At 36.6% G+C, this 20706-nt stretch carries 22 protein-coding genes and 1 pseudogene; 12 read left to right on the top strand and 11 right to left on the bottom strand.

Annotated elements, in window-relative coordinates:
* Positions 1-43 precede the first annotated feature (43 nt).
* The 5 genes from cutA to ntcA all read right to left on the bottom strand — a co-directional run bounded on the left by cutA (position 44) and on the right by ntcA (position 4112).
* The gene (cutA, locus tag ACP6PL_RS29350; protein ID WP_426548890.1) at positions 44-367 is read right to left on the bottom strand and encodes a divalent-cation tolerance protein CutA; all 324 of its coding nucleotides are present in this window, start codon (positions 365-367) and stop codon (positions 44-46) included.
* Between the two features lie 64 nt (positions 368-431).
* Complete coding sequence (locus tag ACP6PL_RS29345) at positions 432-1292, bottom strand: pentapeptide repeat-containing protein (RefSeq protein WP_426548889.1); 861 nt, start codon at positions 1290-1292, stop codon at positions 432-434.
* A gap of 308 nt (positions 1293-1600) precedes the next feature.
* Positions 1601-2017: a Holliday junction resolvase RuvX gene (gene ruvX / locus ACP6PL_RS29340; protein ID WP_426548888.1), complete on the bottom strand. Its 417-nt coding sequence runs from the start codon at positions 2015-2017 to the stop codon at positions 1601-1603.
* Between the two features lie 484 nt (positions 2018-2501).
* Positions 2502-3134 (bottom strand): DUF3084 domain-containing protein, encoded by a 633-nt coding sequence (locus ACP6PL_RS29335; RefSeq protein ID WP_426548887.1) that lies wholly within the window; start codon positions 3132-3134, stop codon positions 2502-2504.
* 312 nt (positions 3135-3446) lie between these two features.
* A complete protein-coding gene (ntcA, locus tag ACP6PL_RS29330; protein WP_426548886.1) occupies positions 3447-4112 on the bottom strand; it encodes a global nitrogen regulator NtcA in 666 nt (221 codons plus the stop codon).
* 316 nt (positions 4113-4428) lie between these two features.
* On the opposite strand from ntcA, the gene fabI reads away from it, so the two are divergent.
* The 6 genes from fabI to ACP6PL_RS29300 all read left to right on the top strand — a co-directional run bounded on the left by fabI (position 4429) and on the right by ACP6PL_RS29300 (position 10553).
* Entirely contained in the window at positions 4429-5205 is a 777-nt protein-coding gene (gene fabI, locus ACP6PL_RS29325; protein ID WP_426548885.1) for an enoyl-ACP reductase FabI, read from the top strand.
* A 339-nt stretch (positions 5206-5544) separates the two neighbouring features.
* A complete protein-coding gene (hisB, locus tag ACP6PL_RS29320; RefSeq protein ID WP_426548884.1) occupies positions 5545-6186 on the top strand; it encodes an imidazoleglycerol-phosphate dehydratase HisB in 642 nt (213 codons plus the stop codon).
* Between the two features lie 264 nt (positions 6187-6450).
* Entirely contained in the window at positions 6451-7425 is a 975-nt protein-coding gene (locus ACP6PL_RS29315) for a P-loop domain-containing protein (protein WP_426548883.1), read from the top strand.
* A 120-nt stretch (positions 7426-7545) separates the two neighbouring features.
* Positions 7546-7677 carry a hypothetical protein gene (locus ACP6PL_RS29310; RefSeq protein ID WP_426548882.1) on the top strand — a complete coding sequence of 44 codons (132 nt, stop codon included), beginning with the start codon at positions 7546-7548 and terminating at the stop codon, positions 7675-7677.
* A 267-nt stretch (positions 7678-7944) separates the two neighbouring features.
* Positions 7945-8730 (top strand): C39 family peptidase, encoded by a 786-nt coding sequence (locus tag ACP6PL_RS29305; protein WP_426548881.1) that lies wholly within the window; start codon positions 7945-7947, stop codon positions 8728-8730.
* Between the two features lie 311 nt (positions 8731-9041).
* Positions 9042-10553: a glycoside hydrolase family protein gene (locus ACP6PL_RS29300; protein WP_426548880.1), complete on the top strand. Its 1512-nt coding sequence runs from the start codon at positions 9042-9044 to the stop codon at positions 10551-10553.
* 354 nt (positions 10554-10907) lie between these two features.
* Here the strand turns inward: ACP6PL_RS29300 and ACP6PL_RS29295 are convergent, their stop codons facing one another.
* Positions 10908-11072, bottom strand: a complete 165-nt coding sequence (locus ACP6PL_RS29295; protein ID WP_426548879.1) for a hypothetical protein — start codon at positions 11070-11072, stop codon at positions 10908-10910.
* Here ACP6PL_RS29295 and ACP6PL_RS29290 point away from each other — a divergent pair.
* From ACP6PL_RS29290 to ACP6PL_RS29280, 3 genes are all read left to right on the top strand, one after another.
* Entirely contained in the window at positions 11010-11600 is a 591-nt protein-coding gene (locus ACP6PL_RS29290) for an AAA family ATPase (RefSeq protein WP_426548897.1), read from the top strand. The genes ACP6PL_RS29295 and ACP6PL_RS29290 overlap by 63 nt on opposite strands.
* 95 nt (positions 11601-11695) lie before the next feature.
* Positions 11696-12100: a hypothetical protein gene (locus ACP6PL_RS29285; protein WP_426548878.1), complete on the top strand. Its 405-nt coding sequence runs from the start codon at positions 11696-11698 to the stop codon at positions 12098-12100.
* A gap of 105 nt (positions 12101-12205) precedes the next feature.
* Positions 12206-13552: an aromatic ring-hydroxylating oxygenase subunit alpha gene (locus ACP6PL_RS29280; protein WP_426548877.1), complete on the top strand. Its 1347-nt coding sequence runs from the start codon at positions 12206-12208 to the stop codon at positions 13550-13552.
* 404 nt (positions 13553-13956) lie between these two features.
* Here ACP6PL_RS29280 and ACP6PL_RS29275 read toward each other — a convergent pair whose 3' ends face one another.
* From ACP6PL_RS29275 to ACP6PL_RS29265, 3 genes are read right to left on the bottom strand one after another with little or no spacing between them, the layout of a single operon-like run.
* Complete coding sequence (locus tag ACP6PL_RS29275) at positions 13957-14889, bottom strand: polysaccharide deacetylase family protein (RefSeq protein WP_426548876.1); 933 nt, start codon at positions 14887-14889, stop codon at positions 13957-13959.
* The gene (locus ACP6PL_RS29270; RefSeq protein ID WP_426548875.1) at positions 14882-15802 is read right to left on the bottom strand and encodes a polysaccharide deacetylase family protein; all 921 of its coding nucleotides are present in this window, start codon (positions 15800-15802) and stop codon (positions 14882-14884) included. Before ACP6PL_RS29270 ends, ACP6PL_RS29275 begins: the two co-directional genes overlap by 8 nt.
* Complete coding sequence (locus ACP6PL_RS29265) at positions 15799-16500, bottom strand: isochorismatase family protein (protein ID WP_426548873.1); 702 nt, start codon at positions 16498-16500, stop codon at positions 15799-15801. The genes ACP6PL_RS29270 and ACP6PL_RS29265 overlap by 4 nt, the downstream gene beginning before the upstream one ends.
* 515 nt (positions 16501-17015) lie before the next feature.
* On the opposite strand from ACP6PL_RS29265, the pseudogene ACP6PL_RS29260 reads away from it, so the two are divergent.
* Positions 17016-17355 (top strand): annotated as a pseudogene (locus ACP6PL_RS29260) (IS701 family transposase); the annotation flags it as partial.
* Between the two features lie 358 nt (positions 17356-17713).
* Complete coding sequence (locus tag ACP6PL_RS29255) at positions 17714-18097, top strand: hypothetical protein (protein ID WP_426548872.1); 384 nt, start codon at positions 17714-17716, stop codon at positions 18095-18097.
* Positions 18098-18233: 136 nt separating this feature from the next.
* On the opposite strand, the gene ACP6PL_RS29250 is transcribed toward ACP6PL_RS29255, so the two are convergent.
* Entirely contained in the window at positions 18234-19277 is a 1044-nt protein-coding gene (locus tag ACP6PL_RS29250; RefSeq protein ID WP_426548871.1) for an AbrB family transcriptional regulator, read from the bottom strand.
* Between the two features lie 239 nt (positions 19278-19516).
* Between ACP6PL_RS29250 and ACP6PL_RS29245 the strand changes: the two genes are divergently transcribed.
* Positions 19517-20317, top strand: a complete 801-nt coding sequence (locus ACP6PL_RS29245; protein ID WP_426548869.1) for an aspartyl/asparaginyl beta-hydroxylase domain-containing protein — start codon at positions 19517-19519, stop codon at positions 20315-20317.
* A gap of 186 nt (positions 20318-20503) precedes the next feature.
* Here ACP6PL_RS29245 and ACP6PL_RS29240 read toward each other — a convergent pair whose 3' ends face one another.
* Positions 20504-20635 carry a hypothetical protein gene (locus ACP6PL_RS29240; RefSeq protein ID WP_426548868.1) on the bottom strand — a complete coding sequence of 44 codons (132 nt, stop codon included), beginning with the start codon at positions 20633-20635 and terminating at the stop codon, positions 20504-20506.
* Positions 20636-20706: the final 71 nt, after the last annotated feature.

Below are 20706 nucleotides of genomic sequence, written 5' to 3'. Positions count from 1 at the left end.
GATCAATATTCTCAAACTTTGTTTAAGTCATATTTTCTGCAACTCAACCCTTAATTTGTTCAGCAATCCACTGCATATAAGGAGCAGAACCTGAGACGATTGGTAAAGCAATTATTTCCGGTACTTCATCAGAATGTAATTCTCTTAATTTTGATTCTAGGATGTCAAACTTATCTAAATCTGTCTTAATTAATAAATTATAGGAATTTTCTGAACATAACTCTCCTTTCCAACTATAAATTGAGTGAACTGGAAAGATATTTACACAAGCTGCTAATTTTGCTTCTATGAGAGATTTTGAAATAGTATTGGCTTCATCTAGAGAAGCAATATTTACGAAAACAACACCATAATTAGTTGTACTCATAACTTTTTTTTGATTTTTCTCTGAGTTTTTAGTTAATTTTTTTTCAATTTAATCAAAAGCTGAATTATCTGGCAGTAGCAAAAGTAAAAGACAATTTTTTTGATGCCGGTAAAATTGTATTAACTAATTCTGCTTTTTCTATATTTGCGCCAATAAATGTTGCTTCACTCAAGTCAGCTTCACTCAAGTCAGCTTCATAAAGTTTACTCCAATTCAAGTTGGCTTTAACTAAATTAGCTTGTGTTAAATTTGCCCCTGTTAGATCGGCTCCATTTAATTTTATATTCCGCATTAAAGCTCTGCTGAAGTTGGTTGCTAGTAAGTTTGCCCCTTCCAAATTTGCTCCATTTAACTTCGCTTCAGTAAAGTTAACTCCATTCAAATCTAGTGAACTTAAATCTATTCCATTTAGGTAAGCTCTTCTAAAATTAACACCTGTAAGTTGAGCACCCAATAGTCTAGCTGCCATTAGTTTTGCTTCGTACATATTAGCCCAATTAAGGTTAACACCTGTAAGATTAGATTCTCGCAAATTAGTAGATTCTAAAGTAGCGCTACAGAGATTAGCACTCCATAGATTAGCTCGTCGAAGGTTAGCACCTGTAAGATTAGCACCACTTAAATTTGCTCTAGGTAATTTTGATTTTACTAAAAAAGCTCCACTAAGATTGCTTTTTGTGAGGTCAGCATCTGCTATTCTAGTTTCACCCATTTTGGCAAAGCTGAGGTTAGTTCTGTGCAATAATGCTTGATTGAATTGAGTTTTTGTGAGAAAAGCTCTAGTTAAATTTGCTCCTGTTAAATTTGTCTTGGAGAAGTTAACTCCGATCAGAATTACTCTTCTCAAGTCAGCTCCGGTTAAATTCAGGCCACTAAAGTCTCTTTCTCCTTGTTCGTATCGCTGGAGCAGTTCTTGTTCTTTCATGGCTCTAAAATTTCCCGATCTATATAAATTAAATTATTAAGTCTTACTTAATATGTTATTACAGCTTTATCAATTTAGAAGGAGTTAATTGTATTACAAAATATTATTATTACTTGACATTTTGCTAGATTGTTATTCTTTAAATATAATTTTGACGTGTAATTAGTTAGTTATTGAGGGTGAAAGTATTATTATAAATTTGGGGAGCTTAATTTATTGTTAATTATACTGTTATTATTATTTTTTTGATACATATCATTCAACAAATTTTTAAGTATATACCGCAGTTTGTGAATTTGAGTATAATGTTAAATTTGATTAAGAGATATAGATTGACTGTTTAAATATCTTTCGATTAAAATAATGGCTACAATATCATCTATTGGTTTGGGCGGGATTCTCATTCCTAGTGGAATTAAACGCACAAATCCTTGAGGGGGATATATTTTCCAGTAGCGATCGCGAGCTTCTAAGCTGGAATAACGTTCATCTATTTTGATTATTGGTATTATTTCTGGGATAATCTTTTTGAGTTGTTGTTCCCAGATTTCCGATGTAGTTTGGTCGCCTATCACAATTAAATTAATATCAAATTGTTGATTTAGTTTTGTAATTTTTGTGGTAATTTTATTAGATTCTACTACTTGGTGATAATGCAGTTGCCTGTTTTTATCCATAATTGCAATTCCACATTTATCACGACCAGGGTCAAATCCTAAAATCATTTTTGAATATTGATATTGTTGTTTATAACCAGATTAATAATGTCTAATTTCTGTTAATAATTGTTTTAATATTATGCCAGGAGTGATAGAGCTGAAGTCAGAAATTCAATTCGCAGAAGTGACTAAATTTGAGACAATAAATATAACTCAACATTAATATATACAAATAATTTTATTTAGCTACTTATTTTCTATTCCCTATTTCCATTTAAGGCACTTCCAATTTATTAATTCTCCCGAAATCTCTTGTGTTCATTTTCCATACTAATAAAGTTAAGGTAGGTATGGATAGAATGCTTATTGCATCTATAGGAATCCTAAATAGCTTGTAACAATTCAAAAACTAGAAATAAACTCCATACCAAAAAAAGGCAAGATTTTTGACACGAATAAAATAGAATTGCTATAGTCAGATGGTTTATTTCTTAGTCTTTCCTGAGCTTTTCGACCTCTCCATAATAAATCACTAAATATAAATTACTACCTAATTTTTTAGTAGTTGTTGACGTTCTATTTCTAATTGTTCAATTTCTTGGCTAAGAGTTTCTTTTTGTTCTATGATATTTTTCAATTGATTTTGAGTTAAGTTAAGTTCAGCTTCAGTTTTTGCTTTTGCTGCTTGAACTTGTTTTAGTTCTTCTTGAGTTCGAGCTTTTGCTGCTTGAACTTGATTTAATTGGTCTTGAGTTATTTTTAGTTGGGTTTCTGTTTCAGTTTTTTGGATTAACACTTTGCCCAGAGACTGATTAACTTGATTTAACTGAGTTAGAGCTAATTCTAAATCATATTTTGCTTTTTCTAATTCATTTTTAATACGAGTTGTTTCAAGTTCAGCTTTTGTGACTTCTTTGCGAGTTTCATTAAGTTTTGTTTGAATTTCATCTATTCTAAAAACGCCTTTTCTTAATGGTTTGCTAGTGGCAAATAGGATGGCTAAAGTTAAAGCTGAGAGAATACTGCCAGCAACTATAGTAACTACAGCAGCAGTATCACGGGGTCTAAGATGAAATATTCGTAGTCTAGCTTTGCCTACTTTTGTGCCTAGGCGATCGCTAATATTAGCTATTACACCGCCTAGAACTAGAATTACTAATACTAAGATTATACCGGCGGTCATTAACGGCTGCTGGTAGTTGTGTTATTTTAATATTTCCTTGAGTTTATCAATCATCTCAGGATATTTGCCCAAACTGAAAATAGGCACTAATTTATTTAATTTATTTACTATTATTTTCTCTGATTTCTGTTAAGTAAGGTTTATACTTATTAATTAATTAAGGTTTACAGAGAAAATAATATTTTGGTTCAGGTTACCATTTTGAGATTCTTAGTATTAACTGGAAGTTTACCACCTACAGTTGATGTTACACTTTGTTAATCTATAGCTTGATTTTAATCTATCCTTAACAGTATTTTCAAATTTGTTAAATTAGGTAAATTGCTGACTTAAAGCCACTGGGTTATGTACTGTAATTTTCTTTTTATGAATGGATATCATACTATCTTGCCGGAGGTCTCCCAGTAGACGAGTAACTGTTACCCTTGTTGACCCAATTGCTTCTGCAATTGCTTGGTGAGATAACTTTAGGTCTATTGTAATCCCTTCTTTACTAGGAACTCCAAAATCTCGACAAAGGATTAACAAAAAGCTAACCAGTCTTGAACCCATATCTCGGTGTGCCAATGTCTCAATCATCATCTCTGTTTGTAAGATTCGAGATGATAGTCCACGCAATAAAATAACTGACAGTTCTGGATCTTCTCTCAGAGCTTTCTCCACCTGGTCAATTGGCACTGATATTAACTCTACTGGGGTAAATGCCACTGCATGGTAGAAACGGTCAGACTTATGGCCTGTAATTAGAGATAGTACTCCAAATACGCTATTTTCCCGAAGTAGGGCTACTGTTATTTCGTCTCCTGCTTCATAAACCCTGGATAGCTTAACTGCGCCTTTAATTAAGACGTAGACACGCTCTGCTGGGTCTCCTGGGAAAAAAATTGTCTTGCCCCGTTCAAAAGTTTCTACAACTGGTGGATATGACCCACCAGATATATTACGGAAAACAGATGCTAGTGGTCTATCATGCGTCACGACCAATTTCCTTACACTCTTATTTAAATATATTTTTCTTTATATCTTTTAACAAATAGCTCACTAACTGAGCAAAGGTTATACTATCAAATTGCAAGGTATTGCTATATATTTAGGATTTACTTTACTTTTTTGTCAACACTTGAGATAAATTAGCACAATGAAACCAAAAAATTTAATTTTAAATTATGGCCTATAGGTGCTATTTTGCCAAATAGCAAAGATGCAGTATAAGATTATAGCATTAATTTGTCATAATAAAATTAAATTTTAAAGTTTTTATCTAATTAAAGATTCTACTACAATTTATGGTATTATGTTAGATTTGACTGGAAAAAATGCTCTGGTGACTGGGATTGCAAATAATCGTTCTATTGCTTGGGGTATTGCTCAACAACTTCACCAAGCAGGGGCAAATTTAGGGGTTACTTTTCTACCAGATGATAAAGGTAGATTTGAAAAGAAGGTTCGGGAATTGGTAGAACCTTTGAGTCCTTCTTTTTATTTACCTTGTAATGTTCAGGATGATGAGCAGGTTAAGGCTACTTTTGCCCAAGTAGGTGAAAAATGGGGCAAATTGGATATTTTGATTCATTGTTTGGCTTTTGCTGGTAAAGACGAATTGTCTGGGGATTTTAGTAATACTACTCGTGAAGGTTTTACTCGATCTTTGGAAATTAGTTCTTATTCTTTGATTGATTTGAGTTCTCATGCCAAAGATTTAATGACCGAAGGAGGAAGTATTCTAACTCTGACTTACCTTGGGGGTGTACGAGTGGTTCCTAATTATAATGTGATGGGAATTGCTAAGTCCGCTTTGGAAATGAATGTGCGTTATTTGGCAGCGGAACTTGGCCAGAAAAATATTAGGGTAAATGCTATTTCTGCTGGTCCAATTAGAACTTTGGCTTCTTCGGCAGTGGGTGGTATTTTGGATATGATTCATCATGTGGAACAAGTAGCTCCATTACGTCGAACTGTGACTCAAATTGAAGTTGGTAATACTGCTGCTTTTCTATGTAGCGATCTGGCGAGTGGAATTACTGGTCAGGTTATATATGTGGATGCTGGTTATGAAATTATGGGAATGTAATTGAATTTAGAATTTAGAATTTAGAATTCAGAAGTGAAGAAAGTAAGCAAAATTTGTAGGGTGCGTTTCCGCTAAGAGCGGACATGAAAAGACAGCTAAAATTTAGACTGTGAAAGGTATTTATGAATCTGTCGTAACTCACCATTGAATATGTGTCAGTCCATTAGTAAAGTTTCCTGAATGACTTAAGTTAAAGTTGGGTTTGGTAGGTTGAGATTAGAGTTTGATTATTCGTAATTCTCAACCTACTAGACTGATACATATAAAAATAGTGGGGACAGGCTGGAAGTCTGTGCTACTAAAAAATTACAATTTAAAATTTATTTTTATATTTTTATTATGCAGATAAGCGATCGCCCTTCTTCATCTACTCCAGCAAATTTGAATTTGCCTGCTAGAGTTGCCTCGGTGAAACGAACCACAGGGGAAACTGATGTGACTGTTAGTCTTAATCTTGATGGTGTGGGTAATTGTAAGGCTAATACTGGGATTCCTTTTTTAGACCATATGTTGCATCAAATTTCTTCTCATGGACTAATTGATTTGGATGTTCATGCTGTGGGAGATATTGAAATTGATGACCATCATACTAATGAGGATGTAGGGATTACTTTGGGCCAGGCTTTAAAGCAGGCGTTGGGCGATCGTAAGGGTATTGTCCGTTTTGGTCATTTTCTGGCTCCTTTGGATGAAGCATTGGTTCAGGTGGCCTTAGATTTTTCTGGTCGTCCACATTTGAGTTATGGTTTGGAAATGCCTACTCAACGGGTTGGTACTTATGATACTCAGTTAGTGCGGGAATTTTTTGTGGCTGTTGCTAATAATAGTTTGATGACTTTGCATATTCGGCAGTTGGCTGGAATTAATTCTCATCATATTATTGAGGCAGGGTTTAAAGCTTTTGCCCGTTCTCTACGGATGGCAACGGAAATTGACCCCAGGCGAGTTGGGGAAATTCCTAGTTCTAAAGGAGTTTTGTAAGAAAGGAGTCAGGAGTCAGGAGTTAGGAGTTAGGAATCAGAATAAAATTTTGTGTGAATTTTGTGTGAAAGGATCGATGGCAGATAAAGATAAGAAAAGAAAGTGGTTTAGTCACTGGGCAGCATCTTAAGAAGTCAGAAGTTAGAAGTTAGAAGTTTAGAAGCTCGTAGTAGGGCTTTAGCCCGAAGTCATATATATTGCTTAAGCCCTACTATAAACAAAAACTTTTTTGATTTGCTATTCTTAACTTGAGGTTTAATTTTCATGCTAGATCAAGTTTTTAAAGCAATTACTAATGTTGCTAAAAATCAAGTTCTTCCTGTAGCTCAAAGAAATGAAATTGTTATCAAAAAGTTAAAAGAATTAAAACTTGACCCCACACAACCTCCGAAAGATGTTGATGGGGTTTATGTTTATGCTTTCGTGGAATATGGCGTGGGTAAGGATGAGCCAATTTTGAAGCTTTTTCGGGAGAAAGAAATAAAAAATGCTTTTTGGAATGCGTATTCTGCTAATTCTCCTATTAGTTTCTTCAATGAAGTGGATAAATTTCTGAACTGGGAATTTAAGGACTGGAATACATTGGGAAATGAGATAAAAGAATCCCAGATTAATATTCGGTCAGAATTAGAAGAGTTTGGTCGAGTTTTTATTGATGTGGCGAAGCGGACTAAATCTCCAGAATTTCGCCCTTATCCAGATTGGAATTTTGACGAATATCCGGCAGAATTTAAGTCTTTAATTATGGAAAAAATTAAGGGTTTTTGTGGTCGGGAATTTGTGTTTAAGGAATTTGGGAATTTTATCAATAAAAATTCTAATGGTTATTTTACTGTGGTAGGGGATGCGGGGATGGGGAAAAGTGCTATTGCTGCTAAATATGTTTATGACCATAAGTCTCCCTGTCATTTCAATATTCGCGCAGATGGTCGTAATAGACCAGAACTTTTTCTGGAAAGTATCCGCAAACAATTAACTAGACGCTACGAGTTGGGAAATACGGATAAGGTTAATTTGTCTGCTTTGCTGCAAAAGGTGAGTGAAAATCTTCAGGGGCAAAAGTTGGTTATTGTGGTTGATGCTTTGGATGAGGTGGAGCCAACTGGAGGCGGTAATATTCTTGATTTTCCCACGACGCTACCAGATGGGGTTTATTTTTTCTTGACTAGGCGACCTTATGAACTTGAGAACAAACGTTTGAGTGTTTCTCCAGGAGTGGGGATGACACAATTAGATTAGACATATCCAAAAATAAAAAATAAAATAAAATCAATTCAAGACACGAAATCAACAATTTTATTCCCTATTCCCTATCCCCTGACTTCTGCAATAAGTCTAAAGGAAGATTTTATCGAGCAGGTGGCAGACAAAAGTGAAAATAATTTAATGTATCTGCGTTATGTGTTGCCAGATATTGCTAAGGGTTATTATCCAGATTTGAGTTTGAGGGAATTGTCTGATGGTTTGCAGGATTATTATCAACAACATTAGGTTAAATCTGTTAGTCTTTATGGTAAGAAATCATCCTCAAAATCAGATATATCAAGGTATGTATGGTTTTAATGTTTTGATATTTAGACAAGGAAATTAAGATAAGTGTAGTTAAGTAAATTTACTTATCAAATTGGCTGTAATTGAAATTTTTGATTGTTAAGATGATGGTATATAAGAAGTCGCACCTACCTTCTATTTACGCCAATTCAGTTTAGTCCTTTCTCACTAAAAATCATCCAAGATTTTCTACAAGGAGGTTCATAGATGAGTTTACAAACTGAAATTACAGAAGCAAGGCCAATAATTACTTTAAGTAAAGAATTAGCAAAAGAACTACAAACTTTACTTAATACAAAAGGTCACGGTTTAGAGGTAGATGGTATTGTCGGTGGATTTACCATAGAAGCCTTCAAGGAATTTAAGATTAAACACTACCGAGCTCATTATGACTTAATTGGGCCTGATAGTATTGCTTTGTTGCTAAATGATATACACAGTGATGCGGTTAATCGTCAAATAGAGAGGTTGAAACGATATTCTGATAATCCAGACCTAAAAACTAAAACTTACTACTATAGCCAACGTGATAATTACAGAATGCCTGATCGTACTTGCAATAGTAGTTCAAATGCAATGTACCTTGACTGGTTGATGCGAGCGACTGGTAAAGATGGCTTAAGTGGTGATGATGAATATCTGCGTACAGTTCTTTATTATGGCGATACTATTTATCATGGTATACAAACCAAAGCGATTAAAGCTTATGGCTATTCTACTAAATGGATGACTGATAGTGACTTACCTTTTGTCAAAGATTTATTAACAACAGGATTCCCCGTTGTTTGTAACATACTTCACCGTGGACTTGTTAAGAATCCTCGTGGTGGTCATGTGATTGTGCTAATTGCATATAATAGCGATACCTTCACTGCTCATGATCCTTATGGTACAGTTACTTCTAACTACACCAACACCTATGGAGCTTACTCTAAAATATCTGAATCAGAGTTTAAAGCTCGTTGGAAAGGTGGATATCGAATTTTGGCTTAATTGGGCTAAAACTAGAGAAACTGCAATGAGCGTGCCAACTAATTCTATAAGTCTTTTGTAGCAATACTTTCAACTCCTTACCTAGAAAAGTATGCTACACCTTTGATCAACTATTTTTAATAAGTAATGAAGGCTGAAATGGCGTAAATTGGTTATCTAGTTTGTGATTGCAGGTGAGTTGGCACTTAATTACAGTTACGGAATGAACAGATTAGACATCTCCGATAATTCACAAAAACTCCTGTAACAACCTGTGTAAAATCCCAATTTCCGGAGAGGTCTATTGGATGTTTAATTTTGGAGAAATTACCATGAAAATTTCACAAAACTGTATAGACTTAATCAAAAAATGGGAAGGATGTAAGCTTAGTGCATACCGATGTCCTGCTGGTGTTTGGACTATCGGATATGGCACAACAGTATATCCTGATCCTGATAGACGAAAAGTTAAAGAACATGACAGAATTACAGATCAACAAGCAGAAGGCTTTCTCCTTTATGAATGTCAAGAAAAAGCTGATGCTATTACTCAACTAATTAGTGTTGAGATTAATCAAAATCAGTTTGATGCTTTAGTTTCTTTTGCTTATAATGTAGGAATAGGGGCATTTAAAAATAGTACCTTACGTCGTAAACTCAATCAAAAAGATTATGAAGGGGCGGCATCGGAGTTTAAACGTTGGAATAAAGCCACAGTAGATGGAGTAAGACAAGTATTAAAAGGGCTAACTAATCGTCGTAAAGACGAAGAACTCTTATTTCGTAAAAAAGATGGTTTTGGAACGACTCTTGATTTTGAACCATCAGTTGAACATTCCGTGACTTGGCTTAAAGGATATCCAGAAGGAGAAGACTTGGTAGTTGTTGCCTACAATAAAGATAAAGTAGTAGAAATTGTCACTGTTAAAAGTAATCTAAAAGAAGATTTAACCAATCTTTTAAACCAATATCCCAAAGCTAAAAAATTTCACATCGCATCTGTTGGGGAAAAAATTCCAGATGGAAAGCGAATTGAGTTTGTTGGGCATACCCAAACATTATTTTCTAGTGTTGAAAATCCACCAACATTAGAACAAGATTTGCTAATTAAAGGAATGAGTGATGAAAATGCTCCCGGACATGATATCCAAGAAATGCAAGAGCGTCTCAAAGATTTAGGTTATTACAAACGAGAAATTGACGGTATTTTTGGTAGTGGTACTGATGATGCAGTCAGAAGTTTTCAAGCTGATGTTTTTGGTTCAGGAGAAGCTGATGGCAAGGTAGGACCGAAGACATGGGCTAAATTATGGGGTACAAAAAAAGAAGATGATGATATTTCTCCTCCTCCACAAGGAACATATCTTCGATTAACCAAAACAAATCGCAAAGATCGTTATGGTTTGTATATCTTGATTTTGGAATATATCAAGAATGGAAAAGTAAAAGATAGTCTCAATGTTTGTTCAGGACAACGTAATAAACAACTTTTCCGTAAAGGAATAGATAGTATTCCAATGTCTATGACACCACTTCCTGAAGGTAAATGGTACATTAACAATATTGTATGGGCTGGTGGCAAAGATAAGTATTATGGTGCTGTTTTTAATAAAGGTATAGGTCCTGTTACTGTTCCCATAGATTACAAAGGACCCAATTACACAAGAAGAAGTGGGATTGAAATTCATATTGACTGGAATCATCCTCCTTTCTACGGTACTGCTGGTTGTGTAGGAATTCACACGGTTGCAGACTATAAAAGATTTGTTACTTGGTTACGGGAGACAGATCCCTGTGATTTATATGTAGATTGGGGTTTAGGTAGTTGTCCTAAACCAAATTAAACATAACCATTAGCTAACGGGGTGACAAGCTAGTTGAAAGTCATATATAAGAAGGGATTTGTTGAATAAACTGAATAATATCAAATCCGGTTCAACAACCTCACAATCAATAGGCTAAAATCTTGATGACTACATAATTGGATCTATTATGGAGGCGATCGCCTCCATAATTAAAATTTTATAGCGCTAGGGAATAGGGAATAGGGAATAGTAAACTGTCAAAGGGTTTCAGGATTTATAAATGTCCTAACCCTAATAATTAGCGCTATATTTTTCAACAAATTATCAAGTAATATTTGGGATAATTGTATCAGAAATTAATAATTTAATTAAGTTATCACTACATATACAGCACTACCCATTCAACAAAAAACCGAGAATTATGTTGATCGCTCCCTCATCTCTACCACCATCAACAACTTCCTCCAAAATCACAACCACGGATACTTCACTCTCATCGGTTCCCCCGGTAGCGGTAAAAGTGCCATCCTCGCCAACTACACCATCCAAAACCCCCAAACTGTTTATTACACTGTGGAAGTTGAGGGCAAAAACCGCGCTGACGAATTTCTCATCACCTTATGCACCCAACTCATCCAAAAAATAGACGGCCAAAACCCCACCCTTCCCGATAACGTTACCGAAGGCAGTTGGTATCTATCTCTATTACTCCAGAAAATTAGCGACAACCTCACAGCAGAGGAAAAATTAATCGTAGTTGTGGATGGATGCGACAACCTCGATCGCCAAAGTCAACCACGAGACTCTAATATATTCTACCTGCCGAGATATTTGCCGAAACAAGTCTATTTCCTCCTCGCCCGCAGACCATTTTTGAGAGCAAAGTCTGGTTTATTAATTGAAACTCCTGCGGAAACACTGAATTTAGAAGAATATCCGGAACAAAACCGGGAAGATGCACGAGCATACATTGAGCATTATTTGGCAATTCCCGAAGTCGGAGCAAATATTACAGCACTTTTTAGGATGGTGAGGTACACTTTAATTAATTATCTGTTGCCTGTAGCAATAGTGCCTGTTGCCTAAAGTCCTAAAAATCTGTACCTCACTAACTCCGAAACTGCTGTAAATCTTGGGTTGCTGAAAATTATCAGAGTGAAGCAGAATTTTGTCGGGAGTTTGTGGCTGCAAGCGGGGATAATTTTATGTATTTGAGTCGGGTGTTGGGTGTTATCCCCCCTAATCCCTCTTGGGAAGGGGGTGAGTTGATCCCCCCTAACCCCCCTTGGGAAGGGGGGGATCGGAATTTGCCTGCTAGTTTAGAGGAATATTACCAGAGTTTGTGGCAAAAAATGGCTGGTGAGGGTTTGTCGGAAATTGAGTTAGGTGTGCTGAGAGTGTTAGTCGAGCAAGAAGAAACCGTTTCTGTCGAGGCGATATCTCAATTCATAAATGTGGATGAATATGATGTGGAGGAAGTGCTGGAAACTTGGCTAGAATTTTTACATTTGCAAGAAATTGGGGGAGAAATACTCTATAGTCTGTATCATTCGAGTTTCCGTAACTTTTTGCGTATTTGTTTGTAGTAGGGCTTTAGCCCAAAGATAGATTCGGGCTAAAGCCCTACTACGAGCTTTAATTTAAGCAAACATGATATAAGATATATTTGCAATTTATCTATCAATAATCAAATGACTAGCAAAAATTTCACCAGAGATGAAATGGAAACGGTGCAGGAAATATTGCAAACAGATAGCCGAACCGTGCCACCTGTACTCAAACAAGAGTCAATCAAAAATCTGGGAACTGCTGATATCCCCAGAGAAATATTCTTTTCCCAAGAATATCATAATTTAGAAGTCGAAAAGATGTGGAAAAAAGTCTGGCAGTGGGCTTGTCGAGAAGAAAATATTCCCAATGTGGGCGATTATGTGGTATATGATGTCGCTGACCTTTCGGTGATTGTTGTCCGGAGTAAGGTTGATAAAATTCAGGCATTCTACAATTCTTGTTTGCACCGTGGAACCCAGTTATGTGTTAACGAGGGAAACACTTTAGCTCTACAATGTCCCTTTCATGGTTGGACATGGAAATTGGATGGTACCCTGGCTCATATTCCTTGTCGGTGGGATTTTGAACAAGTAGAGGATGAAGCTTTCCGGTTGCCTGAAATTAAGGTGGCAACATGTCAGGGTTTTGTCTTTATTAATTTTGACCCAAATTGTGAGTCTCTGGAAAGTTACTTAGAAAATATACCCGAACATTTCCAACAATTTGCTTTACAGGAAAGGTTTACAGCAGTTCACGTTGCCAAAGTGATGCCTGCTAACTGGAAAGTTACACTAACGGCTACATTAGAATCTTATCATGTAATTACAACACATCCACAAATTCTCAAACTTATCGGAGATGTTAATTCCCAATATGACATTTACGGTCGTCACAATCGCATGATTAGTCCGTTTGGTGTTTGTAGTCCTCATCTTGGTCAGCCAAAAGACCCAATGGCTCCCGCTAAAGCTCTAATAGAATTTAAAGGAGGAGACCCAGCAACATTACAAATGTCTGAGGAAATGAACCCCCGTGCTTATGCAGCAGAGGTGACTCGCCAAACCTTAAAGGAACATCTTAAGGTTGACTGCTCTGCTGTTTCTGATACAGAAATGCTAGATGCAATTTCTTACTTTATTTTCCCCAACTTTATGACCTGGCCTGGTGTTGGTCAACCGCTCCAGTTTAGGTTTAGACCTTATGGTGCTAATCCCGATTTTTGTATTATGGATGTGCTTTTGCTCCAACCATTGCCACCTGGAATGACTCCACCAACAGCTAAAATTACCTGGCTGACATTAGAACAGAACTTTGCTGATGCACCAGAATTAGGAGGAATAGGACCTTTTCTAGATCAAGATACTTCCAATTTTCTGCGACTGCAAAAGGGGTTGAAGGCATCTGCAAAACCTGGTATTACTCTGAGTAACTATCAAGAATCTCGCATCCGTCACTTTCATCAGGTATTGGATAAATATTTGAGCTAATATTGCAGTACGCGCAATTTAGAATTTAGAAGTCAACTGACAAAGCTAAAATAGTGCAATAGTAGGGGCGGGTTTTCCCATTAAGTTAATGAGTTTTCACGTTTGATCAAATAAACCCGCCCCCCAATCATGTAATATAGAATTCGGATAATTAGTATAGCCAAGTCATTGCGACTGGAACGGAGTGGAAGGAAGCAATCTCAGGGGTCCCACGAGATTGCTTCACTGTCGCTCGCAATGACGACTATTCAATCGGATTCTATATAACGCACCATTTTTGATATTGCCTGGTGCGTTACGCTTGCTTTCCGGGAACTCAGATGCAATAAATTAATATTCACATGACTTACGCGATCAAAAAAGACGATGAAAAAGAAGCTAGTCAAACTCATTTTCTGTCACTTTCACTCAAACCCCAGGCCAATCATTTTGATAATGCTCTGTGCCGAGGCAAAGCAGACTTCCTTTTGGCCTTTCAGGTAAGACAAAGTTTGCTCAAAATACTTGGCGCGATGAGCTTGCCCGAGTACCCAAGGATGAATATTGAGCGTTAAGAGTCGGCCGCATTCTTCCTGTTCTGCTTCCTCAGAAAGAAATTTGTAGGAGTCTATTACCTGCTCGACCCACTCGGATTCTGAATGGAGATTATCCAAGAGTACGAATCGATCTTCGATTTCCGTTGAAAGTGGAAACGAAACGATACCACCTTTCTTCGTATTGAATGCGTAAGGTAGTTCATCATTAACCCAGTCCATCATAAATGAGAATCCGGACTCTACAAGTAAGTCTGGAGTATTCTCACTTTGGCTCTTACCAGGCGAAAGCCAGCCTGTGACATCTTTTTCAAAAGTAGTTTCCAGTCGTACTTTTGTTTCCCTGATATACTCTAATTCTAACTCTCGCTCCATCCCACCGTAGTGAGGGCAATTCATGTTCCAGCCATGAGCAATGATCTCAGCGTCCCTTTTTTTTATTTCCTTGATGAGTTGGGGGTGTCGATCAATCATTTGTCCGTTAATCGATAAAGAAGGCTTAATGCCCAGTTGATCGGTTACTTCAAGCAAGCGATACACACCAACCCTGTTCCCATGGTCTCTTAGGGTGAAGTGACGAAGATCTGGGTAGGGCTTTTTCATTCCACCGGGTGCTTGAAAAGGGTGCTTTTGCTGATCGAGAGGAAAAAACTCCAGATTTAGGTTAAGAAATACGGTAACTTTTTTACCATGTCGCCATTGGAACTTTGGACGGTCTTGCATCATAGACCAATCGTAGAAATCATGATCCATACCATACTTTCGTCGTGGGTATTCCAAATACTCTGAAGGCAATTCAGTCATGGTTTTCTATCCTTTTGTCGATATCCTCTGAACAACAATCGTAGTAGTGATCAAGGTAGTACTGGGCAATTTCTCGCCCGGTTGTTAGCCAAACGTCAGAATGACCGGTGATGTATTCGAGTGCCTCCTCAAATGCTTTGATTCGGTGTGGACAGGAAATCTGGTAGTTGTGCGTAGGAATGCACATAACGGTGCCGGATTCTGCTCCTTCCTTGTAGAGCTGATCGAAATTGTCTTTCAGCATTTGAGTATAACGCCTAGGCTCGACTTTTTGCACAGCAAAGACGATCGTATCATTCATTTCTAAGGAATAGGGAATAGAGACGAATTTCTTACCAGACGATACTGTTATTGGAGTTGGTTGGTCATCGTGAAAAAGGTCACAGGTATAGATTCCTCCCTCCTCCGCAAAAATATCGATTGTTTTTTCCGAGTGAGAGAGCGCTGGAGCTAAATAGCCAGCACATGTTTGTCCGGTAAACTCTTTAATGATGTCCATGGACTCGCGGATCATAGATCGCTCTTGTTCCTCTGAGAGACCATAGGTATAGCGGGTGTTGTAAATCCCATGGGAGAAGAATTCCCACTCCCTCTCACGGCATAGCTCAATGATTTCGGGATGGTGATGACATAAAGCGGTTGAAAGAGATATAGACCCCCGTAGTCCGTACTTATCAAGAAGCTTCATTTGTCGTATATGTCCCACACGATTCCCATAATCCCGAATAGAATATCCAGCTACTGGGGGATAGGGTTGCGGCCATGGTGTGCGAAAGGGATTGGGTGGTGGGTTTATTTCATAGAATTCAATATTTGGTGCCACCCAAAATGCAACGCGTGCTTTATTGGGCCATTCTATTTTTGGTCTATTAATATAAGGCCACTCTTTATAAAGATTTAGGTCTTGTTTCATTCTATTGGTTGGTTTGCTAACCACTGAAGAACAGAATCTACGGGTTTGATGTCAGCATACTTAAGGGCTAGATCCGTTAGATTGGCAAAATGGAATGACTCGTGCTTGTCTGCCACGCATTCGATTGGGACGATCGTGCGGTAACCACGGGATAACGAATCGACGGCGGTGGCTCTGATACATCCCGAAGTACTGCCTCCGGTAATAATGACAGTATCAACTTTATGCCATGTTAGTAATGACTGAAGATTCGTTTCAAAAAATGCACTCGGCATCTTTTTCAGTATGATGGCATCTATGTCTTTGTGAATTTCGAGTCTGTGGTCGAATTCAGCCCTTTTGCTGGTGAATTTTATATTTTGGAGTGAATCTGGGGTGTTTGTCCTTGTTCCCCAGACTCCAGCATCATCGGCGTTGTCCATATATGCGACATGAGTCCAGATCACCGGAAAGCCGAGGTTTCGTGCGCGATCAGAAACTTGATTGATATAATCTAACTGCTTTGGATGGGTTTGGTATGAAGTCTTAAATTCCCCAGACGTATAGGCTTGTTGTAGGTCAATATTGACGATTGCGGCTTTGTCGCCGAAACCAAACTCTTTTCGAGTTGGATTATCCATGACTTCTTGGAAGATCTCACGGGCAGTTTTGGAGCTGACTTCCATCTGTTTGGGTGGAATAAAGGAATTGTCTGACATAGATTTACTATTGTTTAATAGACGAAAAGCGCGAGATGTTGCTTGAGATATAAGGACATATTTTTTACCTAAATCTAACCAAAAACAACAATATCAAATTTTCAGGACTTACGCAAGGACACTATATAGAACCCCTGAAGGGATCTATTTAAAATTATAGATTAGAGAGTAGGGGAGTGGGGGAGTGGGGGAGTGTGGAGAAATGGGGAGATGAGGTGTATTAGATATCTCCCAAAATCCAATTATCAAATCAATTCTTACCAATTTTTTATCAATTACTTCTCCTTCAAGCCTATTTTCTGGAGATACCAAATGGGTTCTATATAGCATATAGCGTTAAACCTTAATAATTTATTCTTACTAGCGCTCCTGACTTAATTACTCTTGGCGATATAGCTGCTGCTAGGCTCCGCCTTTTCGTATAGGGAATGCTCTGCAAACATGTTGGCGACAGCCGAAACGCCTGAACAACAAAATTATCATAACTTATGCCAAAACACTCGCGCTTATTTAAGAAAGTTAAACTATTCTGGGCAACTGTTTCGACCAACAGGACAGAATATATTGCGACTAATGACTTAGCTAAATTTTCATTTAGATGCGGTAGAGTTTGAGTCTAAAACCAGATGGAAAATTGAAGAATTTCACAGGGAAATTAAGCAATTAAAGCCAAGCGAATTCTGTCAATCTCGTCTCAGACAAATTCAGAAAAATTATATAGCCTGTGCGATGCTAGTCTGCAATTTTTTAAAAAGATTAGCAGTAAAAATAGGAAAAACTATCTATAGAGTTAAAAATGAATTACTCTCAGATTATCGGCGTTGCACAATTAGGAATGATGAAATCCGAAAGTAGATATTTTTAGGTAATTCTTTCCTCAATATATGGACAGTTCAAAATCTATTATCATTCTTTAATGTGCAACCCCTAATTAAAGTTAAAAATCAAAAAAAAATAGTATGGTGGGTAAATGTAGTTGTTAATATTAGTAATATAAAATCCGGTGTAATAACCTCACAATTAATAGCTTAAAATCATGATTATGAGGTTATTAGATATATCTACAATTGGCGGATTTAATATAATCAATCATGGATGTCTTAAACTTCTGAAATATTAATAAAAGCTAAAGAATAGTCAATCTAATACAGTTTGTTATAGTCTGTTTTTGGAGAAAACGTTCTCACACAAAGTTACTTGCGGAGTCATAAAAATGAAAAAAGCATTAGGCAAAGTCATCGTTGCATTTCTTGTCTGTTTACTATCTTTTGCAGTAGTTTCCCCCCGCCCTGCAATGGCAGATGAATATTATTGTATTTTAGACCTAGAGCCAGATTGTTTAAGACAATTGCCATTCTCTGGAGACGTTTTATATGACGATATACCTCCATCTGGAGTTAACTTAATAGATGTGAATTTCAGCAATTTCTCAAATAACGAAGCTGTAATAAACACTGATATTGACAACCCAATACAATTACCCCCATTTGGTCAAGAAGACAGAACTTATGAAGTCGTACCAGCAAGCTCAGTTACATTCTCAAATGAGAGTTATATTCCAGATACAGTAGTACAAATCAGAGTATTTGGGTATTAGGTATTAATTAAGATAATTTTTTGTAGAGGTGGGTAAATGTAGTAATTGATATTAGCGGTTAATAGACTTGATGTTTGCCTACCCTACTCTAGATAGCGATCTATTCCAATATTCTGACAATAATTCAGCTATTTTGCTATTCTGAGACAATATCAGTACGTTTCATTCTCTTAGCTATCAAGGTAGTTAACCCAGGACCAATTAAAATAATAGTTAACATTCTAGTAAGTTGAATTGCCAAGACTAAACCAGCATCACCACCTAATTCATTAACTGTTGCAATCATCGCTTCTATTCCTCCAGGGGTAAAACTTAACATAGAAGTAATTAAATCAACCTGAGTAAATTGATGAAATTCATAACCTACTATAAAGAAACCCATAATTAAAATTATTACCAATACGATCTCAACTAAAATAGCTTTCCACAATTTTCGAGCATTTTCCCAGTCAAACTGAACTCCAATAAAAATTCCGACTAGCAACAAACCTACAGCAAACAACCATTGAGGAACTTGTAATTGGTATGGCGTTCCCCACAAAGTAGTCAACCCAACAATAAAGCTACCCAAAAAAGCAGAGGAAGGCAAACGCAATTTTTTTCCACCCCAAATTCCTAAACCACAACATCCTGCTACTATTAATAAATTCCAAAACATGGGTATAGTGGTTTTACCTGATGCTAAAAGAAATGTAGTCTCAGTTTTGTCAATAGCAGGAAACATCAAGATGGTTGCAGTCGGTACAATGAAGACTACTAATAATACTCGCAAATATTGGAGGATAGTAACAGCAATAGGATCTGCACCTAATTCTTCACTCATAGCAACAATAGCAGAAGCTGCACCAGGAATAGATGCCAGAAAACCTGTAGGGCGACTAACTCCACCCCATACAGACAATAGATATCCCTTAAACATACTTAAGGCAGCAGTGATCAAAATACATCCGACTACAGGAAAAGCATAAGTGGTAACTATACTAATTGTTTCTGGGGAAAAGCGAAATGCTGTAGCAATACCAACGATCGCTTTGCCAAGCAGAATTATGATTCTGGGTAATGGTTGGGGACTACCTTTAATAATTGCATAGATAATTCCAGCAATCATTGGACCAAGCAACCAACCAACAGGAAAGTTTAGCCAGTCGAATATAAACCCTACTAAAATAGCTAATGTCATTGGGGCGATGACTGTTTTGATACTTGATAATTTGGAGATAATTTCTTGGTAGTTTAACACGCTAAACAATAATATATTAAATTTGATAGACAATTATACAACTTATATATTACTGGTTATTGATTACTATGACAGGATAATTTCAGGGAAAGGTACTATAATATTGATAATAGTTGTATATTGTGTAAATTATGTCAAAATTGAAAAACCCTTGCTCATTTTCAGGAATAGAAAAAACAATGGAAAATTATAATGAGTATTATCTAGATCCAAAGCAATTTCCTTTTCTCAAAATTTTTCAAGATAACTGGCTAGAAATTAAAGATGAATTTACAAGTTTTACTCACAATGCCTCTGAACAAGAATTAAAATTTACTTATGATGTGATGGGTCCCAAAAGTAAAACCATTAAAACTAAAGGTAATGGAAAATACAGTGCTTTTGGGATTTTATTTCAAGGTATGTTGATTGAAGAATATATTAAATTTCATCAAATACAGTATCCTGATTATGAACTATACTCTGTATTAGAAAAAGCTCTGATATTAAGAGATAAATATTTTCCTAGTTTGGCTGAAGCGATTAAAAAAATTAATTCAAGTAATGATAATATTCTCAGAAATGTGTATTTTGGTATATTCCATCCTGGTTTAGATATTAAGCTCCATGTTAACTATAACCATCATACAAATCGTGGTTATCTAGGATTAATAGTACCGGAAGGGGATGTAGCAATGAAAATATGTCACGATAAACTTTACTGGCAAGAAGGCAAGTTTATGATTTTAGACCACAGTTATCCACACTGCCCCCACAATTATACTAATTATGACAGAGTAGTTTTAGTTGTAGACTTTTTTAAACCTGATCGCCCTAGAGAGGAAGTAGCAAAATTTGAACAAGAGCAAGTTAGACAACGTATGCAAGATAATCCTTATAGTTTAGGAGTTTTTGGTAAAAGCGATCGAGTGAAAACAGAAGATTTTATTAAGTATGGTTTAGCTCATCAGTTAGAGTGGGATAAGGCTTTAGATAAGTAATATCATGTTCCCCTCCGGGGGGCTGGTTCATATGATTTCAGGTTAAGACTAATTAATTTAACAAAGACACTATATATAGTACATAATAGATCAGAGCGATGTTCACTGTATTTATGTGCGATCGCCTGATTATTCTCAATTAAAAAACTTCAATTATTTAAGTTAAATAAGTAGGAGTATATCACCTCATTTACTTAATTTTCTGGTCTTATTCTGCTCTAACTCTTTAGCAATAGGCATCCGCCAACTAGTGCCAAAAGCGCGATCGCTAATTGTCAATCCAGGGGGTGCTTGTCTACGTTTAAATTCTCCCCGCATAACTAACTTCACTACTTTATCAGGACTTACGCAAAGACACTATATATAGCGTATGCCAAATAGAGCGATGT

The sequence above is a fragment of the Dapis purpurea BLCC-M126 genome (assembly GCF_050015975.1).
Classification (GTDB): Bacteria; Cyanobacteriota; Cyanobacteriia; order Cyanobacteriales; family Microcoleaceae; genus Trichodesmium.
The sequence above is the reverse complement of the archived record's forward strand: the minus strand, read 5'-3'. Positions and strand labels throughout refer to the sequence as shown.